This is a genomic window from Achromobacter sp. CSND-B12, from assembly GCF_052906545.1.
Window position 1 is genome coordinate 464,627 of record NZ_JBREGJ010000001.1, and the last position, 13,365, is coordinate 477,991.

The 13,365-nt window shown below is 66.6% G+C and carries 14 protein-coding genes; 1 reads left to right on the top strand and 13 read right to left on the bottom strand.

Features of this window, described 5'->3' with window-relative positions; all coding sequences use genetic code 11:
- Nucleotides 1–28 precede the first annotated feature (28 nt).
- Genes ACUTAG_RS02055 through ACUTAG_RS02070 form a run of 4 tightly spaced genes read right to left on the bottom strand, consistent with a single transcriptional unit; the run spans nt 29 to nt 3,967 of the window.
- A complete protein-coding gene (locus ACUTAG_RS02055; protein WP_006386155.1) occupies nt 29–1,210 on the bottom strand; it encodes an ABC transporter substrate-binding protein in 1,182 nt (393 codons plus the stop codon).
- A gap of 41 nt (nt 1,211–1,251) precedes the next feature.
- Nucleotides 1,252–2,289: a branched-chain amino acid ABC transporter permease gene (locus ACUTAG_RS02060; RefSeq protein WP_006386156.1), complete on the bottom strand. Its 1,038-nt coding sequence runs from the start codon at nt 2,287–2,289 to the stop codon at nt 1,252–1,254.
- A gap of 2 nt (nt 2,290–2,291) precedes the next feature.
- Nucleotides 2,292–3,170 (bottom strand): branched-chain amino acid ABC transporter permease, encoded by an 879-nt coding sequence (locus tag ACUTAG_RS02065; RefSeq protein WP_006386157.1) that lies wholly within the window; start codon nt 3,168–3,170, stop codon nt 2,292–2,294.
- Nucleotides 3,170–3,967 carry an ABC transporter ATP-binding protein gene (locus ACUTAG_RS02070; RefSeq protein ID WP_169538040.1) on the bottom strand — a complete coding sequence of 266 codons (798 nt, stop codon included), beginning with the start codon at nt 3,965–3,967 and terminating at the stop codon, nt 3,170–3,172. Before ACUTAG_RS02070 ends, ACUTAG_RS02065 begins: the two co-directional genes overlap by 1 nt.
- A 257-nt stretch (nt 3,968–4,224) precedes the next feature.
- Here ACUTAG_RS02070 and ACUTAG_RS02075 point away from each other — a divergent pair, with 257 nt between their 5' ends.
- Nucleotides 4,225–5,028 (top strand): enoyl-CoA hydratase/isomerase family protein, encoded by an 804-nt coding sequence (locus ACUTAG_RS02075; protein WP_006386159.1) that lies wholly within the window; start codon nt 4,225–4,227, stop codon nt 5,026–5,028.
- Nucleotides 5,029–5,043: 15 nt separating this feature from the next.
- Here ACUTAG_RS02075 and ACUTAG_RS02080 read toward each other — a convergent pair whose 3' ends face one another.
- The 9 genes from ACUTAG_RS02080 to ACUTAG_RS02120 all read right to left on the bottom strand — a co-directional run bounded on the left by ACUTAG_RS02080 (nt 5,044) and on the right by ACUTAG_RS02120 (nt 13,351).
- A complete protein-coding gene (locus ACUTAG_RS02080) occupies nt 5,044–7,164 on the bottom strand; it encodes a TonB-dependent siderophore receptor (RefSeq protein WP_020928320.1) in 2,121 nt (706 codons plus the stop codon).
- Between the two features lie 229 nt (nt 7,165–7,393).
- Nucleotides 7,394–8,284, bottom strand: a complete 891-nt coding sequence (locus ACUTAG_RS02085; RefSeq protein WP_006386163.1) for a methylglyoxal synthase — start codon at nt 8,282–8,284, stop codon at nt 7,394–7,396.
- Between the two features lie 102 nt (nt 8,285–8,386).
- A complete protein-coding gene (gene iscX / locus ACUTAG_RS02090) occupies nt 8,387–8,581 on the bottom strand; it encodes a Fe-S cluster assembly protein IscX (RefSeq protein ID WP_006386165.1) in 195 nt (64 codons plus the stop codon).
- Nucleotides 8,581–8,922 (bottom strand): ISC system 2Fe-2S type ferredoxin, encoded by a 342-nt coding sequence (gene fdx / locus ACUTAG_RS02095; protein ID WP_006386167.1) that lies wholly within the window; start codon nt 8,920–8,922, stop codon nt 8,581–8,583. The genes iscX and fdx overlap by 1 nt, the downstream gene beginning before the upstream one ends.
- 9 nt (nt 8,923–8,931) lie before the next feature.
- On the bottom strand, nt 8,932–10,794 hold the full coding sequence (hscA, locus tag ACUTAG_RS02100; protein WP_172999572.1) for a Fe-S protein assembly chaperone HscA: 1,863 nt from the start codon (nt 10,792–10,794) through the stop codon (nt 8,932–8,934).
- 65 nt (nt 10,795–10,859) lie between these two features.
- Entirely contained in the window at nt 10,860–11,372 is a 513-nt protein-coding gene (gene hscB, locus ACUTAG_RS02105; RefSeq protein ID WP_006386171.1) for a Fe-S protein assembly co-chaperone HscB, read from the bottom strand.
- Nucleotides 11,373–11,375: 3 nt separating this feature from the next.
- Nucleotides 11,376–11,699, bottom strand: a complete 324-nt coding sequence (gene iscA / locus ACUTAG_RS02110; protein ID WP_006386172.1) for an iron-sulfur cluster assembly protein IscA — start codon at nt 11,697–11,699, stop codon at nt 11,376–11,378.
- A gap of 2 nt (nt 11,700–11,701) precedes the next feature.
- Entirely contained in the window at nt 11,702–12,106 is a 405-nt protein-coding gene (gene iscU / locus ACUTAG_RS02115) for a Fe-S cluster assembly scaffold IscU (RefSeq protein WP_006386173.1), read from the bottom strand.
- 33 nt (nt 12,107–12,139) lie between these two features.
- The gene (locus ACUTAG_RS02120; protein ID WP_006386174.1) at nt 12,140–13,351 is read right to left on the bottom strand and encodes an IscS subfamily cysteine desulfurase; all 1,212 of its coding nucleotides are present in this window, start codon (nt 13,349–13,351) and stop codon (nt 12,140–12,142) included.
- Nucleotides 13,352–13,365 lie beyond the last annotated feature (14 nt).

A 13,365-nucleotide genomic window follows, 5' to 3' on the forward strand; every position in this document is an offset into this window, starting at 1 on the left:
CGCAGCGTGTCCGGGGTTCACGGGCGCCTCACTGCAGCACGATCCAGTCGGAAGCCGGCACCATCTGCTTCTGCTTGGTATCGGCGCGATAGATACGGCCCACCGGAATCGAATTGCCCTTGATGCTGATCGGCACGCCGATCAGCCCGCCGGTGTCGAAGTCCTTGATGCCCTCCAGCGCCGCCTTCATGTTGGCGCTGGTCAGCTCCTTGCCCGCCTCCAGCGTGCGCTTGGCCACCTCGGTGAACAGCATCGCGGCAAGGAAGCCCTGCATGTAGCCGGTGCTCTGGTATTGCGGCCGCATCTCTCGGATCTTCTTGAGCATCGGCGCGTCCGCCGTCTCGTCGTAGTAATAGCGGTATGGCATCACGCCCATGAAGCCCTCGGCGTCCTCGCCCATCTGCATCACGGTGGAGTTGTCCATGGTCCAGAACGTGCCCATGTAGCGCGTCTTCAACCCCATGCGCTTGCCCTGCCCGACGAACTCGGGAATCGGCGCCAGCACGTAGCCGTGGAAAATGGTGAAGTCCGGATCGGCGCGGCGCAGCTTGATGACCTCGGTCGACACGTCGACGCTGCCCGGCGGCGTCATGATCTCGGTGGCCACCGTCAGCCCCAGCTTCTGCGCCACCGCGCGCGAACTGGCGATCGGGTCGCGGCCGAACTCGGTATCCGAATACACGAACGCCACCTTGGCGCCCGGCTTTTCCTTGGCGATGTAGCGCAACAGAATGCCGAACATCTCCGTGTAGTCCGGCCCCAGCATGAACTGCGCCGGATACTTGGCCGGGTCGTTCAGCTCGGTGGCGAACGACGCGCCCGTCATGAGGATGTTGCCCGAACGGTTGAGCTCGGCATTGATGGTCTTGGAAAACCCGGTCGAATCACCGTAGTAGAAATTGACCTTGTTCTGGCTGGTGATCTTCTTGAAGGCCGCCACCGACGCGTCCACCTTGTAGGCGGTGTCCTCCGGCACGTAGCGCAGCTTGCGGCCCTTGACGCCGCCCTGGTCATTGACGATCTTGACGTAGTCGGTGATGCCGGCATGGATGCCCTGCCCGGCGAACGCGAACACGCCGCTCAGCGGGATCGAACCGCCCAGCACCAGGTCCTCCTCGGCCTGGGCCGCCGGCGCCGCGGCCAGCGCCAATGCCACGCCCAAGGGGGCCAGCAACTTCGATAAACCGCTGCCTATCCGGATGCGCTTCATGGTTTCGTCTCCTGGTTCTCTTGGGAATACGCGGCCGCCGTCTAGGTGCGGAATGGCCACAGATGGAAGTAGCGGCGCACGCGGCGCCAGATTTCCGCGAGCCCGTGCGGCTCGAAGATCAGAAAGCCCACGATCAGCAGGCCGAACACAATCGTGCGCACCGGCGATATCAGCCGCAGGGCATCGCCCCCCACCGGCAGCCAGCCCACCACCAGCTTGAGCAGTTCGGGCACCATGGTCATGAACACGGCGCCCAGGATGGAACCCAGGATCGACCCCATGCCGCCCACGATGATCGCGGCCAGGAAGAAGATCGACATGATCAGCGGGAAACTCTCCGGCGTGACCACGCGGAAGAAATACGCCCACAACCCGCCCGCCACGCCCGCGTAGAACGACGACAGCCCGAACGACAGCAGCTTGTAGCGCAGCAGGTGGATGCCCAGCACCTCGGCGGAAATGTCGCGGTCGCGTATCGCGATGAAGGCGCGGCCGATGCGCGTGCGGAACAGGTTGGCCGCGCCCAGCACCATCAGCGCCGTCAACGGCACGATCAGCCAATAGATCTTGAACGACGTGTCCAGATCGATCCCCAGCAGCCGCGCCGGCGGCACCTGCAACCCGCCCGTGCCACCAGTGAAGGCCCAATTCGCGAACACGAAGTGCGCGATGAACGAAGCCGCGATGGTCGAGATCGCCAGGTACAGCCCCTTGACCCGCAGTGAAGGAATGCCCACCAGCAGCCCGCCCAGCATCGCCACCACGCCGGCCCCCAGCAGGTTCAGCAGCACCGGCGTGCCCAGCCGCAGCTCCATCACCGCCACCGTGTACGCGCCCAGCCCCATGAACGCCGCCTGCCCCAGGCTCACCAGCCCGGTGTATCCCGTCAGGATGTTCAGCCCCGTGGCGCTGGCCACGTTGATCGCCACCAGGCACGCCAGGTACAGCCAGTAGGCATCGGCCACGAACGGGAACAGCGCCAGCGACGCCGCCAGCAGCGCCAGCCACAGCCGCTGGGTTGCCGTATCGAACAGCGCCTCGTCGGCCCGGTAGGTCTCTTTCGCGGTCGCGATGCGCATGGCTACAGCCTCTCGATTTCGCGCGTGCCGAACAGCCCATAGGGCCGCATCATCAGCACCGCCACCAGCACCACGAAGGTCGCCAGCAGTTTGTATTCGCCGCCCAGGTAGGCGCCGGCCCAGGCCTCCAGCAGCCCGATGAAAATGCCTCCCACCAGGGCCCCCGCCACGCTGTCCAGCCCGCCCACGATCACCACCACCAGCACCGACAGGCCGAACACGCCCATCGATGATGAGATCCCCCCGATCGCCCCCACGATCACCCCCGATACCGCCGCGATCGCGCCCGCCGCCGCCCACGACAGCGAGAACACCCGCGGCACGTTGATGCCCATCGCGTAGGCCGCTCCCTGGTCCGAGGCGGTGGCGCGCAGGGCCACCCCGCCGCGCCAGTAGCGGAACACCGCCAGCACCAGCAACACCAGCGCCAGCGCCACCCAGAAGCCATAGAACACCTTGGGCGCGACAAACGCCTCGCCCACCATCACCGGCGCGCGCGGCATGAACTCCGGCAGGCGGCGCTGGTCCGCGGTCCAGATCAGTTCCACCACGCCCACCAGGATCGACGCCAGTCCCACGGTGATCATGAACACCGAGATCGGCGACTCGCCCAGCATCGGCCGGATCGTCACCCGCTCCACCAGCGCGCCCAGCACGGCAGACAACGCCACCGCCCCGGCGATCGCCGCCCACACCGGCCAGGCCATGCCAGCGGCAAACGCATAGAACACGTAGGCTCCCATCATCAGGAATTCGCCGATGGCGATGTTCACCACGCGCGTCGCCTTGTAGACGATCACGAACGCCAGCGCCGCCAGCGCGTACAGGCCGCCGCTGCCCAGCCCGGCCAGCGTCACCTCCAGGAAGAATAGGCCGTCCATCAGGCCGCCTCGCGCAGCCGCCGGCGCAGGTCGCCGACGTCACCCGCGCCCAGATAGGCCTTGATGACCTCGGGATCGGCCTGCACCGCCGCTGGCGTGCCATCGGCGATCACCTGGCCAAAGTTCAGCACCACCACATGGTCCGACAGGTCCATCACCATGCCCATGTCGTGCTCCACCATCAGCACCGTCACGCCCCACTCGGCGCGCGCATCGAGGATGAAGCGCGCCATGTCGTCGGTCTCCTCGCGGTTCATGCCCGCCACCGGCTCGTCCAGCATCAGCACCTTGGGCTGCATCGCCAGCGCCCGCGCCAGCTCCACCCGCTTGCGCAGCCCGTACGACAGCGCCGCCACCGGCGCATGGCGGATGTGGTCGATCTCCAGGAAGTCGATGATGCGTTCTTCGATATCGGCGCGCAGCGCCATCTCTTCGCGCCGCGCCCGGCCCAGGTACAGCAGCGCATCGAGCACATTGGTGCGCAGGTGGGCGTGGCGCCCCAGCTTGATGTTGTCCAGCACCGTCATGCCGCGGAACAGCGCGATGTTCTGGAAGCTGCGCGCCAGCCCCAGGCGGGCGCGCTCGGGCGCCGCCACGCGCGTGATGTCGCGGCCCAGGAAGCGGATGGTGCCCGCGGCCGGCCGGTAGAAACCCGAGATGGTGTTGAACAGCGAGGTCTTGCCCGCGCCATTGGGGCCGATGACCGTGGTGATGGATCCGGGCGCGACACGAAAGCCCACGCCCGTGAGCGCCTTGACCCCGCCGAACGCCAACGTGACCCCATCCACCTCCAGCAAGGGAGGGCTGTCGGATTGATCCACCTTTGTCTCCTCGCCTTGGTCGCGAAGCTGTTTTTCTATTGGCGGTGAATCAGCGGAGCCCCGAGGCAGGCGATGCGGCGAACCTGTCTTTACCTACGCTGTACAGCGCCGGAAAATCGTTCTATGCGTTACGCTTGTGTGGCGGACGGCAACCGAGCAAGCGCTTGGTTCCGACCATAGCATCGTGGTTTTTGGATCGAAAGTTGGTATTTACCCGATAACGGAGACAAGCCATGAACCCACCCCTTCCGGTCTTTCCAACCCTGCTGCTGGAAACCGGCGACGGCATCGCCACGCTGACACTGAACCAGCCCGCCACGCTCAACGCCATCGACGTCGCCATGGCGCTCGACCTGCAACGTGCCGCCCAATGGCTCGATACGCGCGCCGACATCCGCGTCGTGCTGCTGCGCGGAGCGGGCAAAGCCTTCTGCGCCGGCGGCGACATCACGCTGTTCGAAGGCGACGTCAACGCGGTGCGCGCGAAACTGCTCGCCCTGTTCACGCCGCTCAACGATTTCGTCGCGCACGTCGCGCGCATGGACAAGCTGTGGCTGGCGCAGATACACGGCGTCGCGGCCGGCGCCGGCCTGTCGCTGGCGCTGGCCTGCGACCTCGCCATCGCCGAGGCCGACACGCGCTTCATGACGGCCTACCTGAAACTCGGCGCCACGCCGGACGCCGGCATGACGCATGGCCTGAACCGCCTGCTCGGCCCGCGCCGCGCGCTCGACCTGCTGCTGCGCCCCGACGCCTTCAGCGCCGCCGATGCGCACGCCTGGGGACTCGTCAACCGCATCGCCGACGCCGGCCAGCTCGCGCCGCAAGCGCAGGCCTACGCGCAACAGCTGGCCAGCCACGCGCCGCACGGTATCGCTGGCGCCAAGCACCTGCTGCGCAACGCCGCCCATGCCACGCTGGAAACGCAGCTGGCCGAAGAAACCGCCTGCTTCCTGGAAACCGCGCGGCGCGAGGATTTCACCGAAGGCGTGCGCGCCTTCCGCGAAAAACGCGCGCCGCGCTTCCAGGGCCGGTAAAGCGCGGCGCCCGCGTCAGAACTTGTAGGTGACGCTGGCAATCGCGCTGCGGCGCGCTCCGTACCAGCAATCGCCGCGCGACAGGCAGGTGGCCAGGTAGGTCTTGTCCGTCAGGTTGTTGACGTTCAAGGCATAGCGCCAGTGGCTGGTTTCATACGCCATCATGGCGTCGACCAGCCACACCGGCGACAGCTTGGGCCCATCGCCATCGCGGAACGAGGACATCCAGCGCGTGCCCGCGCCCACCGTGAAGCGCCCGTCCAGGTTGTCGAGCGCGAAGCGGTACCGGCCCCACGCCGCGGCCTGGTGGCGCGGAATGCCTTCCAGCTGCGGATCGAGGTCGATGTAGTTGTAGTGCGCGATCACGTCGAACGACGACGTCAACTGGCCGCGCCATTCCAGCTCCAGGCCGCGGGTGCGCGTCTTGCCCGTCTGCACGTTGTTCAGCGCCGCCGTCGGATCCGGCACCAGGCGGTTCTTCTCCCGCAGGTCATACACCGACGCCGTGGCCAGGTGGCTGCCATCCTGCGACTGGTATTTCACGCCCGCTTCCCATTGCTTGCCACGCAGCGGCTTGTATAGCTCGGGCACCGCGCCATCGGGCGTCTTGCGCGTGGTGCTGGCCACCGGCGTGAACGATTCGCTGTAGCTGATGTAGGGCGACCAGCCGTTGCTGGCCGCGTACATCAACCCGAAACGCTTGGTGGTGGCCTGGGCCTTGTCCGCGTCGCCGCCCTCGAGCTGGCTGCGGGCGCGGTCGTGGCGCACGCCCGCCGTCACGATCCAGTTCTGGCCGATCTTCATCTGGTCCTGCAGATAGATGCCGGTCTGGCGCTGGTTGAACTGCGGCTCGCCGGTAAGCTCGGGAATGTAGCCATTGCCGTATACGGGCGAGTAGGCATCGATCGTGTCCATGCCGCTGCCGCTCTCGCGGTCGCGGCGATAGCGCGACCAGTCCAGGCCCAGCAGCAGCTTGTGCGTCACCATGCCGGTGCCGACCTCGCCCGTCAGGTGCTGGTCCAGCGTATCCATGCGGACCTTGGTGATGGTGTCGTCGGCGTAGCGGCCGATGATGCGCTGGTTGATCGGATCCGCGGCCCAGCCGCCCGGGACGCTGAACGAATCCGCATAGTGCGTGAAATACGTCACCTTGTTGTTCGCGTGGCGAAAGCCCTGGCTGAACGCCCATTTGTCGTTGAACTTGTGCTCGAACAACCAGCCGAAGCTGCGGCGCTCGGAATCGTAGCGATCGTGATCCGGCTCGCCGATGAAGCGATAGGTCGGAATCATGCCGTTCGGATTGGGCGTGCGCATCCCCGACCACGGCATGAACTGCGCGGTCGAGCCCGACTTGTCCTTCTGGTACAGCGCCTGCAAGGTCAGTGTCGTCGCCGCGCTCGGCCGCCACGTCAGCGACGGCGCCACCAACGTGCGGTCGTCCGGCACATGGTGCACCTGGGTATCGGCGTCGCGCTGCAGCGCCACCAGGCGGTACAGCCACTGGCCATCTTCGGTTATGGGCCCCGTCAGGTCCATCTGCGCCTGCTTGCGCCCGTGGTTGCCCAGCTGCACGCCCACTTCGCGCTGCGCCTCGGCCAACGGACGCTTGCTCACCATGTTGATGAGGCCGCCCGTGCTGCCCTGGCCGTAAGTCATGGCCGCCGGCCCGCGCAGCACCTCGATGCGCTCCAGCATGTATGGATCGGGACGGGTCGTGCTGGTGTAGTAGTCGAACGCCTGGCGCATGCCGTCCAGGTAGACGTCCACATCGGTCCCGCGCACGCGCACGCTGTCGCTGCGCGAATCCAGGCCGTAGGCGTCGGACCGCACGCCCGCCGCATAACCCAGTGCCTCCTGCAGGCTGGTGGCGCCCTGGTCCACGATCTGGTCGCGCGGCACCACGGTGATCGATTGCGCCGTTTCGTTCAGCGGCGTATCCGTCTTGGTGGCCGTGGCCGACCGGGTGGCGGCATAGCCCAGCACCGGGCCGGTCGCCGTCTCCTCCGCGCCGGCCTCCACCCTGACGGACGGCAAGGTCGTCGGCTCGGTGGGCGCCGACTGCGCGACCAGCGCGGCCGGCAGCAGGCTCAACGCCGCCGCCAGGCTGGCGCGGCGGGACATGACAGGATCAAACATCGACGTGGCTCCCCTTGATGGATTTTCGAGAGCCAGATGTTAATGTTTCTCGTTATTGAAATGGTTCCTTTTCCCTACAAAAGGAAAGTCTTCCCCTGTTTGCAACAGGGCCGGCGTGGCTTGCGCGCGACAAGCCACCCGGCCCCAAAAAAGAAAACCCTCATCGAGGCCCCGCCGGCCCTCGTCGGCTCAGGCCTTGCCCCCTGCCCCCGCTCGGCTCCCCGCCGATTCAACCCCGGCCGGCGCGCAGTTCCACCGCCTTGGCCCAGCGCCGCGCCACCGACGGCGAGGTCGCGCAGGTCGCGGACTCCGTCACGACCCGCACGGCGCGCTCCAGCAGCTGGATATCCGCTTCATGCTGGCGCGCCACGTGCGGATCCTCGAAGAAGATGACGCGCTGGCACTGGTGCTCCAGCACCAGTTCCGCGATCTGCGCGTCGCCGCCCAGCGGCCCGCTCAGGTAGCGATGCACCCACGGCGTATCCTTGGGCCAGCCGCGCGACCACGCCAGCTCGTTCAGGCGGCCGCCGGTGGTGCCGGTGGCCACGCGCCGCGCGAACTGCGACAGCACGTCGAAATGTTCGGCCGCAAACGCCACCATCTCGTCCTTGAGCGCATCGTGCGCGATCAACGCCAGCGTCTGGCCAGCGTAGTTGAACAGGCGCGATGCCGCCGCATCCGGCGCCAGCCCGGCGTGCACCCGCTCCACCTCCATCCATTCGATGGCGCCCGCCAGCGTCGAGATGAACGGACGGCCATGCGTGATGCACTGGCGCTTGAGCGCCAGCGCCTCGGGGAAGATCGACGACGGGTCCACCGGATCGATCAGGTAGATCGCGCCGTCGAACGGCGCCTGCCCGTCGCGTCCTTCGGTGACGCGCGCCACCAGCTTCATCAACCCGCCCTCGCGGCCATACGGATAACGGATCAGGCCGGGATAGCCCTGCAGCATGCCCTCGCGCACGATCGCGTCGTGCGTGCGGCCCACGGTATGCAACTGCACGCCCAGTTCGCGGATGGTGGATGAGCAGGCCCGCAGCCAGGTGAACAAGGCGGCATCGGGCGTTTCGTGGTGCAGTCGGTTGGCGGCCAGGCCAAAGCGCAATTGGGCAGCGGGCATCGGTAGACTCGGATGGCAAGGACAACGAAAAGAGTCTTGATGATACCCCGCGCCCGCGCCCCCAATGCAAAAACGCTCCCGAAGGAGCGTTTCGCTGAAGGTTCAGTCGGCCTCGTCGATCCAGGCCATCTGGATGGCCTCCAGGATCTTTTCGCCGCTGCGTTCCGGGTCGTCACTGAAGCCGGGCAAGGCCAGCACCCATTCGCGCAGCTGAGTGAAGCGCAGCGTCTTGGGATCGACGTCCGGGTGGGCGTCCGCCAGCGCCTCGGCGATCTGGTAAGTATCGGTCCACTTCATCAATGGCCCTCTTTCGCGTGGTTGATGGTGTACTTGGGGATCTCGATCGTCAGATCGGCATCCTCGACCCGCGCCTGGCAAGACAGGCGCGAGGTCGGCGTCAGGCCCCAGGCCTTGTCCAGCAGATCCTCTTCGTCATCGGTCGCGTCTTCCAGCGAAGCATAACCCTGCTTGACCACCACGTGACAGGTCGTACACGCGCACGACAGTTCGCAGGCATGCTCGATGTCGATATGGTTGTCCAGCAGGACGCGGCAGATCGACACGCCCTTGGGCGCGTCTTCGATCACGGCGCCCTCGGGGCAGTAGTCGGGATGAGGCAGTACGGTCAGTTTCGGCATAGCGTGTTATCAGGCGATCTCGTCAAGTTTGCGGCCGGCCAGCGCGGCGCGGATGCTGCGGTCCATGCGGCGCGCGGCGAATTCGTCGGTCGCGGCCGACAAAGCCTCGACCGCGGCCTTCACCGCGTCCACGTCCTGCGCCTCCTGGGCGCGGCTGGCCGCCTGCAGGCATTCATCGACCCGTTGGCGTTCCTCGGCATTCAGCAGGTCGCCGTCGACAGCCAGCGCGGCCTGCACCGACTCGACCAGTTGGCGCGCCTCCACCTGCTGCTCGCGCAGCATGCGGGCGCGGGCGTCGTTGTCGGCCTGCGCCACGCTGTCGGCCAACATACGCGCGACTTCGTCGTCGCTCAGGCCGTACGACGGCTTGACCGACACCGCCGCTTCCACGCCCGTGCTCTGCTCGCGCGCGGTCACGCTCAGCAGTCCGTCGGCATCCACCTGGAACGTCACGCGGATCCGCGCGGCGCCCGCCACCATCGGCGGAATGCCGCGCAGCTCGAAACGCGCCAGCGAACGGCAATCCGACACCAGGTCGCGCTCGCCCTGCAGCACGTGGATGCTCATGGCCGTCTGGCCATCCTTGAAGGTGGTGAATTCCTGCGCCCGCGCCACCGGAATGGTGCTGTTGCGCGGGATCACGCGCTCGACCAGCCCGCCCATGGTTTCCAGGCCGAGCGACAGCGGCGTCACATCCAGCAGCAGCCAGTCCTCGCCCGGCGCGCGGTTGCCGGCCAGCAGATTGGCCTGCAGCGCGGCGCCCAGCGCCACCACCTGGTCCGGGTCCAGATCGGTCAGCGGCTCGGTGCCGAACATCTGGCCCACCGCGGCGCGCACCACCGGCATGCGCGTGGCGCCGCCCACCATCACCACGCCGCGCACGTCGGCCGGCTTGAGCGCGGCGTCGCGCAGCGCCTGGCGCGCGCTGTCCAGCGTGCGCTGCACCAGAGGCTGGGCCAGCGCCTCGAACTGCGCGCGGGTCAGCGTGTGATCGATCACCTGGCCATTGGCCAGCGTCAGATTCAGATTGGCCTCCTGCGCGTCCGACAGCGCCTCGCGCGCCGCGCGCGCCGCCATCAGCAGGCCGCGCCGGTCGGCGTGCGTCAGTGCTTTGGCGCCCGCGGCCGCCACCACGTGGTCGACGATGAGCGAATCGAAATCATCGCCGCCCAGCGCGGTATCGCCGCCGGTCGAGATCACTTCGAACACGCCCTGCGTCAATCGCAGGATGGAGATATCGAACGTGCCGCCACCGAGGTCATAGACGGCATACACGCCTTCGGCGGCGTTATCCAGGCCGTAGGCGATCGCCGCGGCGGTCGGCTCGTTCAAGAGGCGCAGCACGTTCAGGCCGGCCAGGCGCGCCGCGTCGCGGGTCGCCTGGCGCTGGGCGTCATCGAAATAGGCCGGCACCGTGATGACGGCGCCCACCAGGTCATCGCCCAGCACGTCCTCGGCGCGCTGGCGCAGCACCGCCAGGATCTGCGCCGACACTTCCACCGGGCTCAGGTCGCCCTGCGCGGTGCGGATGCGCACCATGCCGGGCGCATCCACGAATTCGTAAGGGGCGCGCGTGGCGCGCGCCTCTTCCAGCGAACGGCCCATGAAACGCTTGACCGACACCACTGTATTCAGCGGGTCCTCGGCTTGCTGCGCCAGCGGTTCACGCCCCGTGGTGACCTTGCCGCCGGGGAAATAGCGCACCGCCGACGGCAGCAGCACGTGGCCCTGCGCATCAGGCAGGACCTCGGCGACGCTGCTGCGCACGGCGGCAACCAGGGAATTGGTGGTGCCCAGGTCGATCCCCACCGCCAGCTTGCGCTGGTGCGGCGCGGGCGATTCGCCGGGCTCGGAAATCTGCAATAAGGCCATGATTGTTTTTTCTACTCAGTAGGCGGCGAAGTCCGGGCGCCCCGCGGCCGGGCCATCCTGGGGGACTAGGAATCGGGGTGGGCCTGGGCCAGCTCCTGCGCCAGCTTCTCCACGAACATCCATTCCCGCACCTTGAGACCCGCCGCGGCGTAGTCGCGCTGTTCGTCCAGCAGGCGCGTCAACGCGGCGCGCATCTGCTGCCGGGCATCCTCCAGCTCGGTCCGCAGCTCGGCCAGCACGCCGGCGTCATTGCGCGCGTCGTCCATCATTTCGCGCCAGGTCATCTGCTGCATCAGGAAAGCCGTGTCCATCGACGTATTGCTCTCGGTCTGCAGATCCACGCCAGCCTGTTCGCACAGGTAGCGCGCCCGCAACAGCGGATCGCGCAACTGGCGATAGGCCTCGTTGGCGCGCGCCGCCCACTGCATGGCCACGCGGCGTTCCGCGGGGCTGGCGGTGGCATAGCGGTCGGGATGCACCTGCGCGGCGACGGTGCGCCACGCCGATTCCAGCGCCTGGGCGTCCAGGTCGAAGCGTGACGGCAAGCCGAACAGGCTGAAGTGATCGTCTCCAGCCAAGACTTACACCGTGAACGACTCGCCGCAGCCGCAGGTCGCCTTTTCGTTGGGGTTGCGGAACTTGAAACCTTCGTTCAGGCCTTCGCGGGCGTAGTCCAGCTCGGTGCCGTCCAGGTAGGCCAGGCTCTTGGGATCGACGAACACCTTCACGCCGAAACTCTCGAACACCTGGTCCTCGGGCGCCGCGTCGTCCACGTACTCCAGCTTGTAGGCCATGCCGGAACAACCCGTCGTCCTAACGCCGAGGCGCAAGCCGATCCCCTTGCCGCGCTTTTGCAAGTAGCGGCCGATGTGGGTGGCGGCCTGTTGGGTCAGGGTAACGGACATGTTCAGCTCGCAACAGCTTCGGCCGGAACCGAATGCTTTTCCTTGTAGTTCTGCACCGCGGCCTTGATCGCGTCTTCGGCCAGGATCGAGCAGTGCACTTTCACCGGCGGCAGGGCCAGTTCTTCGGCGATCTGCGTATTGCGGATGTTCATGGCTTCGTCCAGCGTCTTGCCCTTGACCCACTCGGTCACGAGCGAGCTGGAGGCAATGGCCGAGCCACAGCCGTAGGTCTTGAAGCGCGCGTCTTCGATGACGCCGGCTTCGTTCACCTTGATCTGCAGCTTCATGACGTCGCCACAGGCAGGGGCGCCGACCATGCCGGTGCCCACCGAGTCGTCCGACTTGTCGAACGAACCGACGTTGCGCGGGTTTTCGTAGTGATCCAGGACTTTGGTGCTGTAAGACATGTTAGTTCTCCACGTATTCTTTGGCTCGGGCGCTCAGTGCGCGGCCCACTGCACGGTATTCAGATCGATGCCTTCCTTGGCCATTTCCCACAGCGGCGACATGTCGCGCAGCTTGCCGACACGGCTCTTGAGCAGTTCGATGGTGTAGTCCACTTCCTGCTCGGTGGTGAAACGGCCCAGCGTGAAGCGGATCGAGCTGTGCGCCAGCTCGTCGTTGCGGCCCAGGGCGCGCAGCACGTAGGAAGGTTCCAGGCTGGCCGAGGTGCAGGCCGAACCGCTGGACACGGCCAGTTCCTTGATCGCCATGATCAGGGACTCGCCTTCGACATAATTGAAGCTGACGTTCAGGTTGTGCGGCACGCGCTGGTCCATGTCGCCGTTGAGGTAGACCTCTTCGATCTGCGACAGGCCGGCCCAGAGGCGATCACGCAGCATGCGGATGCGCTCGTTCTCGGTGCCCATTTCCTCGCGGGCCAGGCGGAAGGCTTCGCCCATGCCGACGATCTGGTGCGTGGCCAGCGTGCCCGAACGGAAACCACGTTCGTGGCCGCCGCCGTGCATCTGCGCCTCGATGCGCACGCGCGGCTTGCGGCGCACGTACAGCGCGCCGATGCCCTTGGGGCCGTAGGTCTTGTGCGCCGAGAACGACATCAGGTCGACCTTCAGCTTCTGCAGGTCGATCTCGACCTTGCCGGTGGCTTGCGCGGCGTCGACGTGGAAGATGATGCCCTTCTCGCGGCAGATCTCGCCCAGGGTTTCGATATCCTGGATGACGCCGATTTCGTTGTTCACCATCATCACGGACACCAGCACGGTGTCGGGACGCAGCGCCGCCTTGAAGACGTCCAGGTCGATCAGGCCGTTGTCCTTGACGTCCAGGTAGGTCACTTCGAACCCCTGGCGCTCGAGTTCACGACAGGTGTCGAGCACGGCCTTGTGCTCGGTCTTGACGGTGATGATGTGCTTGCCGCGTTCGGCGTAGAAGTTGGCGGCGCCCTTGATCGCCAGGTTGTCGGATTCGGTGGCGCCGGAGGTCCAGACGATCTCGCGCGGATCGGCGTTCACCAGCTTGGCGACTTCCTCGCGGGCACGCTCGACGGCGTCCTCGGACTCCCAGCCAAACGAGTGGCTGCGGGAAGCGGGATTGCCAAAGTTCTCGTACAGCCAGGGCACCATTTTCTCGACGACGCGCGGGTCGACGGGGGTGGTGGCCGAGTAGTCCAGATAGATCGGGCGGGTGGTCATTTCTACAACTCCTA

Coding starts and splice junctions, on each gene's coding strand:
- ACUTAG_RS02055 (WP_006386155.1), bottom strand. CDS start 1,210: ATGAAGCGCATCCGGATAGGCAGCGGTTTATCGAAGTTGCTGGCCCCC.
- ACUTAG_RS02060 (WP_006386156.1), bottom strand. CDS start 2,289: ATGCGCATCGCGACCGCGAAAGAGACCTACCGGGCCGACGAGGCGCTG.
- ACUTAG_RS02065 (WP_006386157.1), bottom strand. CDS start 3,170: ATGGACGGCCTATTCTTCCTGGAGGTGACGCTGGCCGGGCTGGGCAGC.
- ACUTAG_RS02075 (WP_006386159.1), top strand. CDS start 4,225: ATGAACCCACCCCTTCCGGTCTTTCCAACCCTGCTGCTGGAAACCGGC.
- ACUTAG_RS02080 (WP_020928320.1), bottom strand. CDS start 7,164: ATGTTTGATCCTGTCATGTCCCGCCGCGCCAGCCTGGCGGCGGCGTTG.
- ACUTAG_RS02085 (WP_006386163.1), bottom strand. CDS start 8,284: ATGCCCGCTGCCCAATTGCGCTTTGGCCTGGCCGCCAACCGACTGCAC.
- iscX (WP_006386165.1), bottom strand. CDS start 8,581: ATGAAGTGGACCGATACTTACCAGATCGCCGAGGCGCTGGCGGACGCC.
- fdx (WP_006386167.1), bottom strand. CDS start 8,922: ATGCCGAAACTGACCGTACTGCCTCATCCCGACTACTGCCCCGAGGGC.
- hscA (WP_172999572.1), bottom strand. CDS start 10,794: ATGGCCTTATTGCAGATTTCCGAGCCCGGCGAATCGCCCGCGCCGCAC.
- iscA (WP_006386172.1), bottom strand. CDS start 11,699: ATGTCCGTTACCCTGACCCAACAGGCCGCCACCCACATCGGCCGCTAC.
- iscU (WP_006386173.1), bottom strand. CDS start 12,106: ATGTCTTACAGCACCAAAGTCCTGGATCACTACGAAAACCCGCGCAAC.
- ACUTAG_RS02120 (WP_006386174.1), bottom strand. CDS start 13,351: ATGACCACCCGCCCGATCTATCTGGACTACTCGGCCACCACCCCCGTC.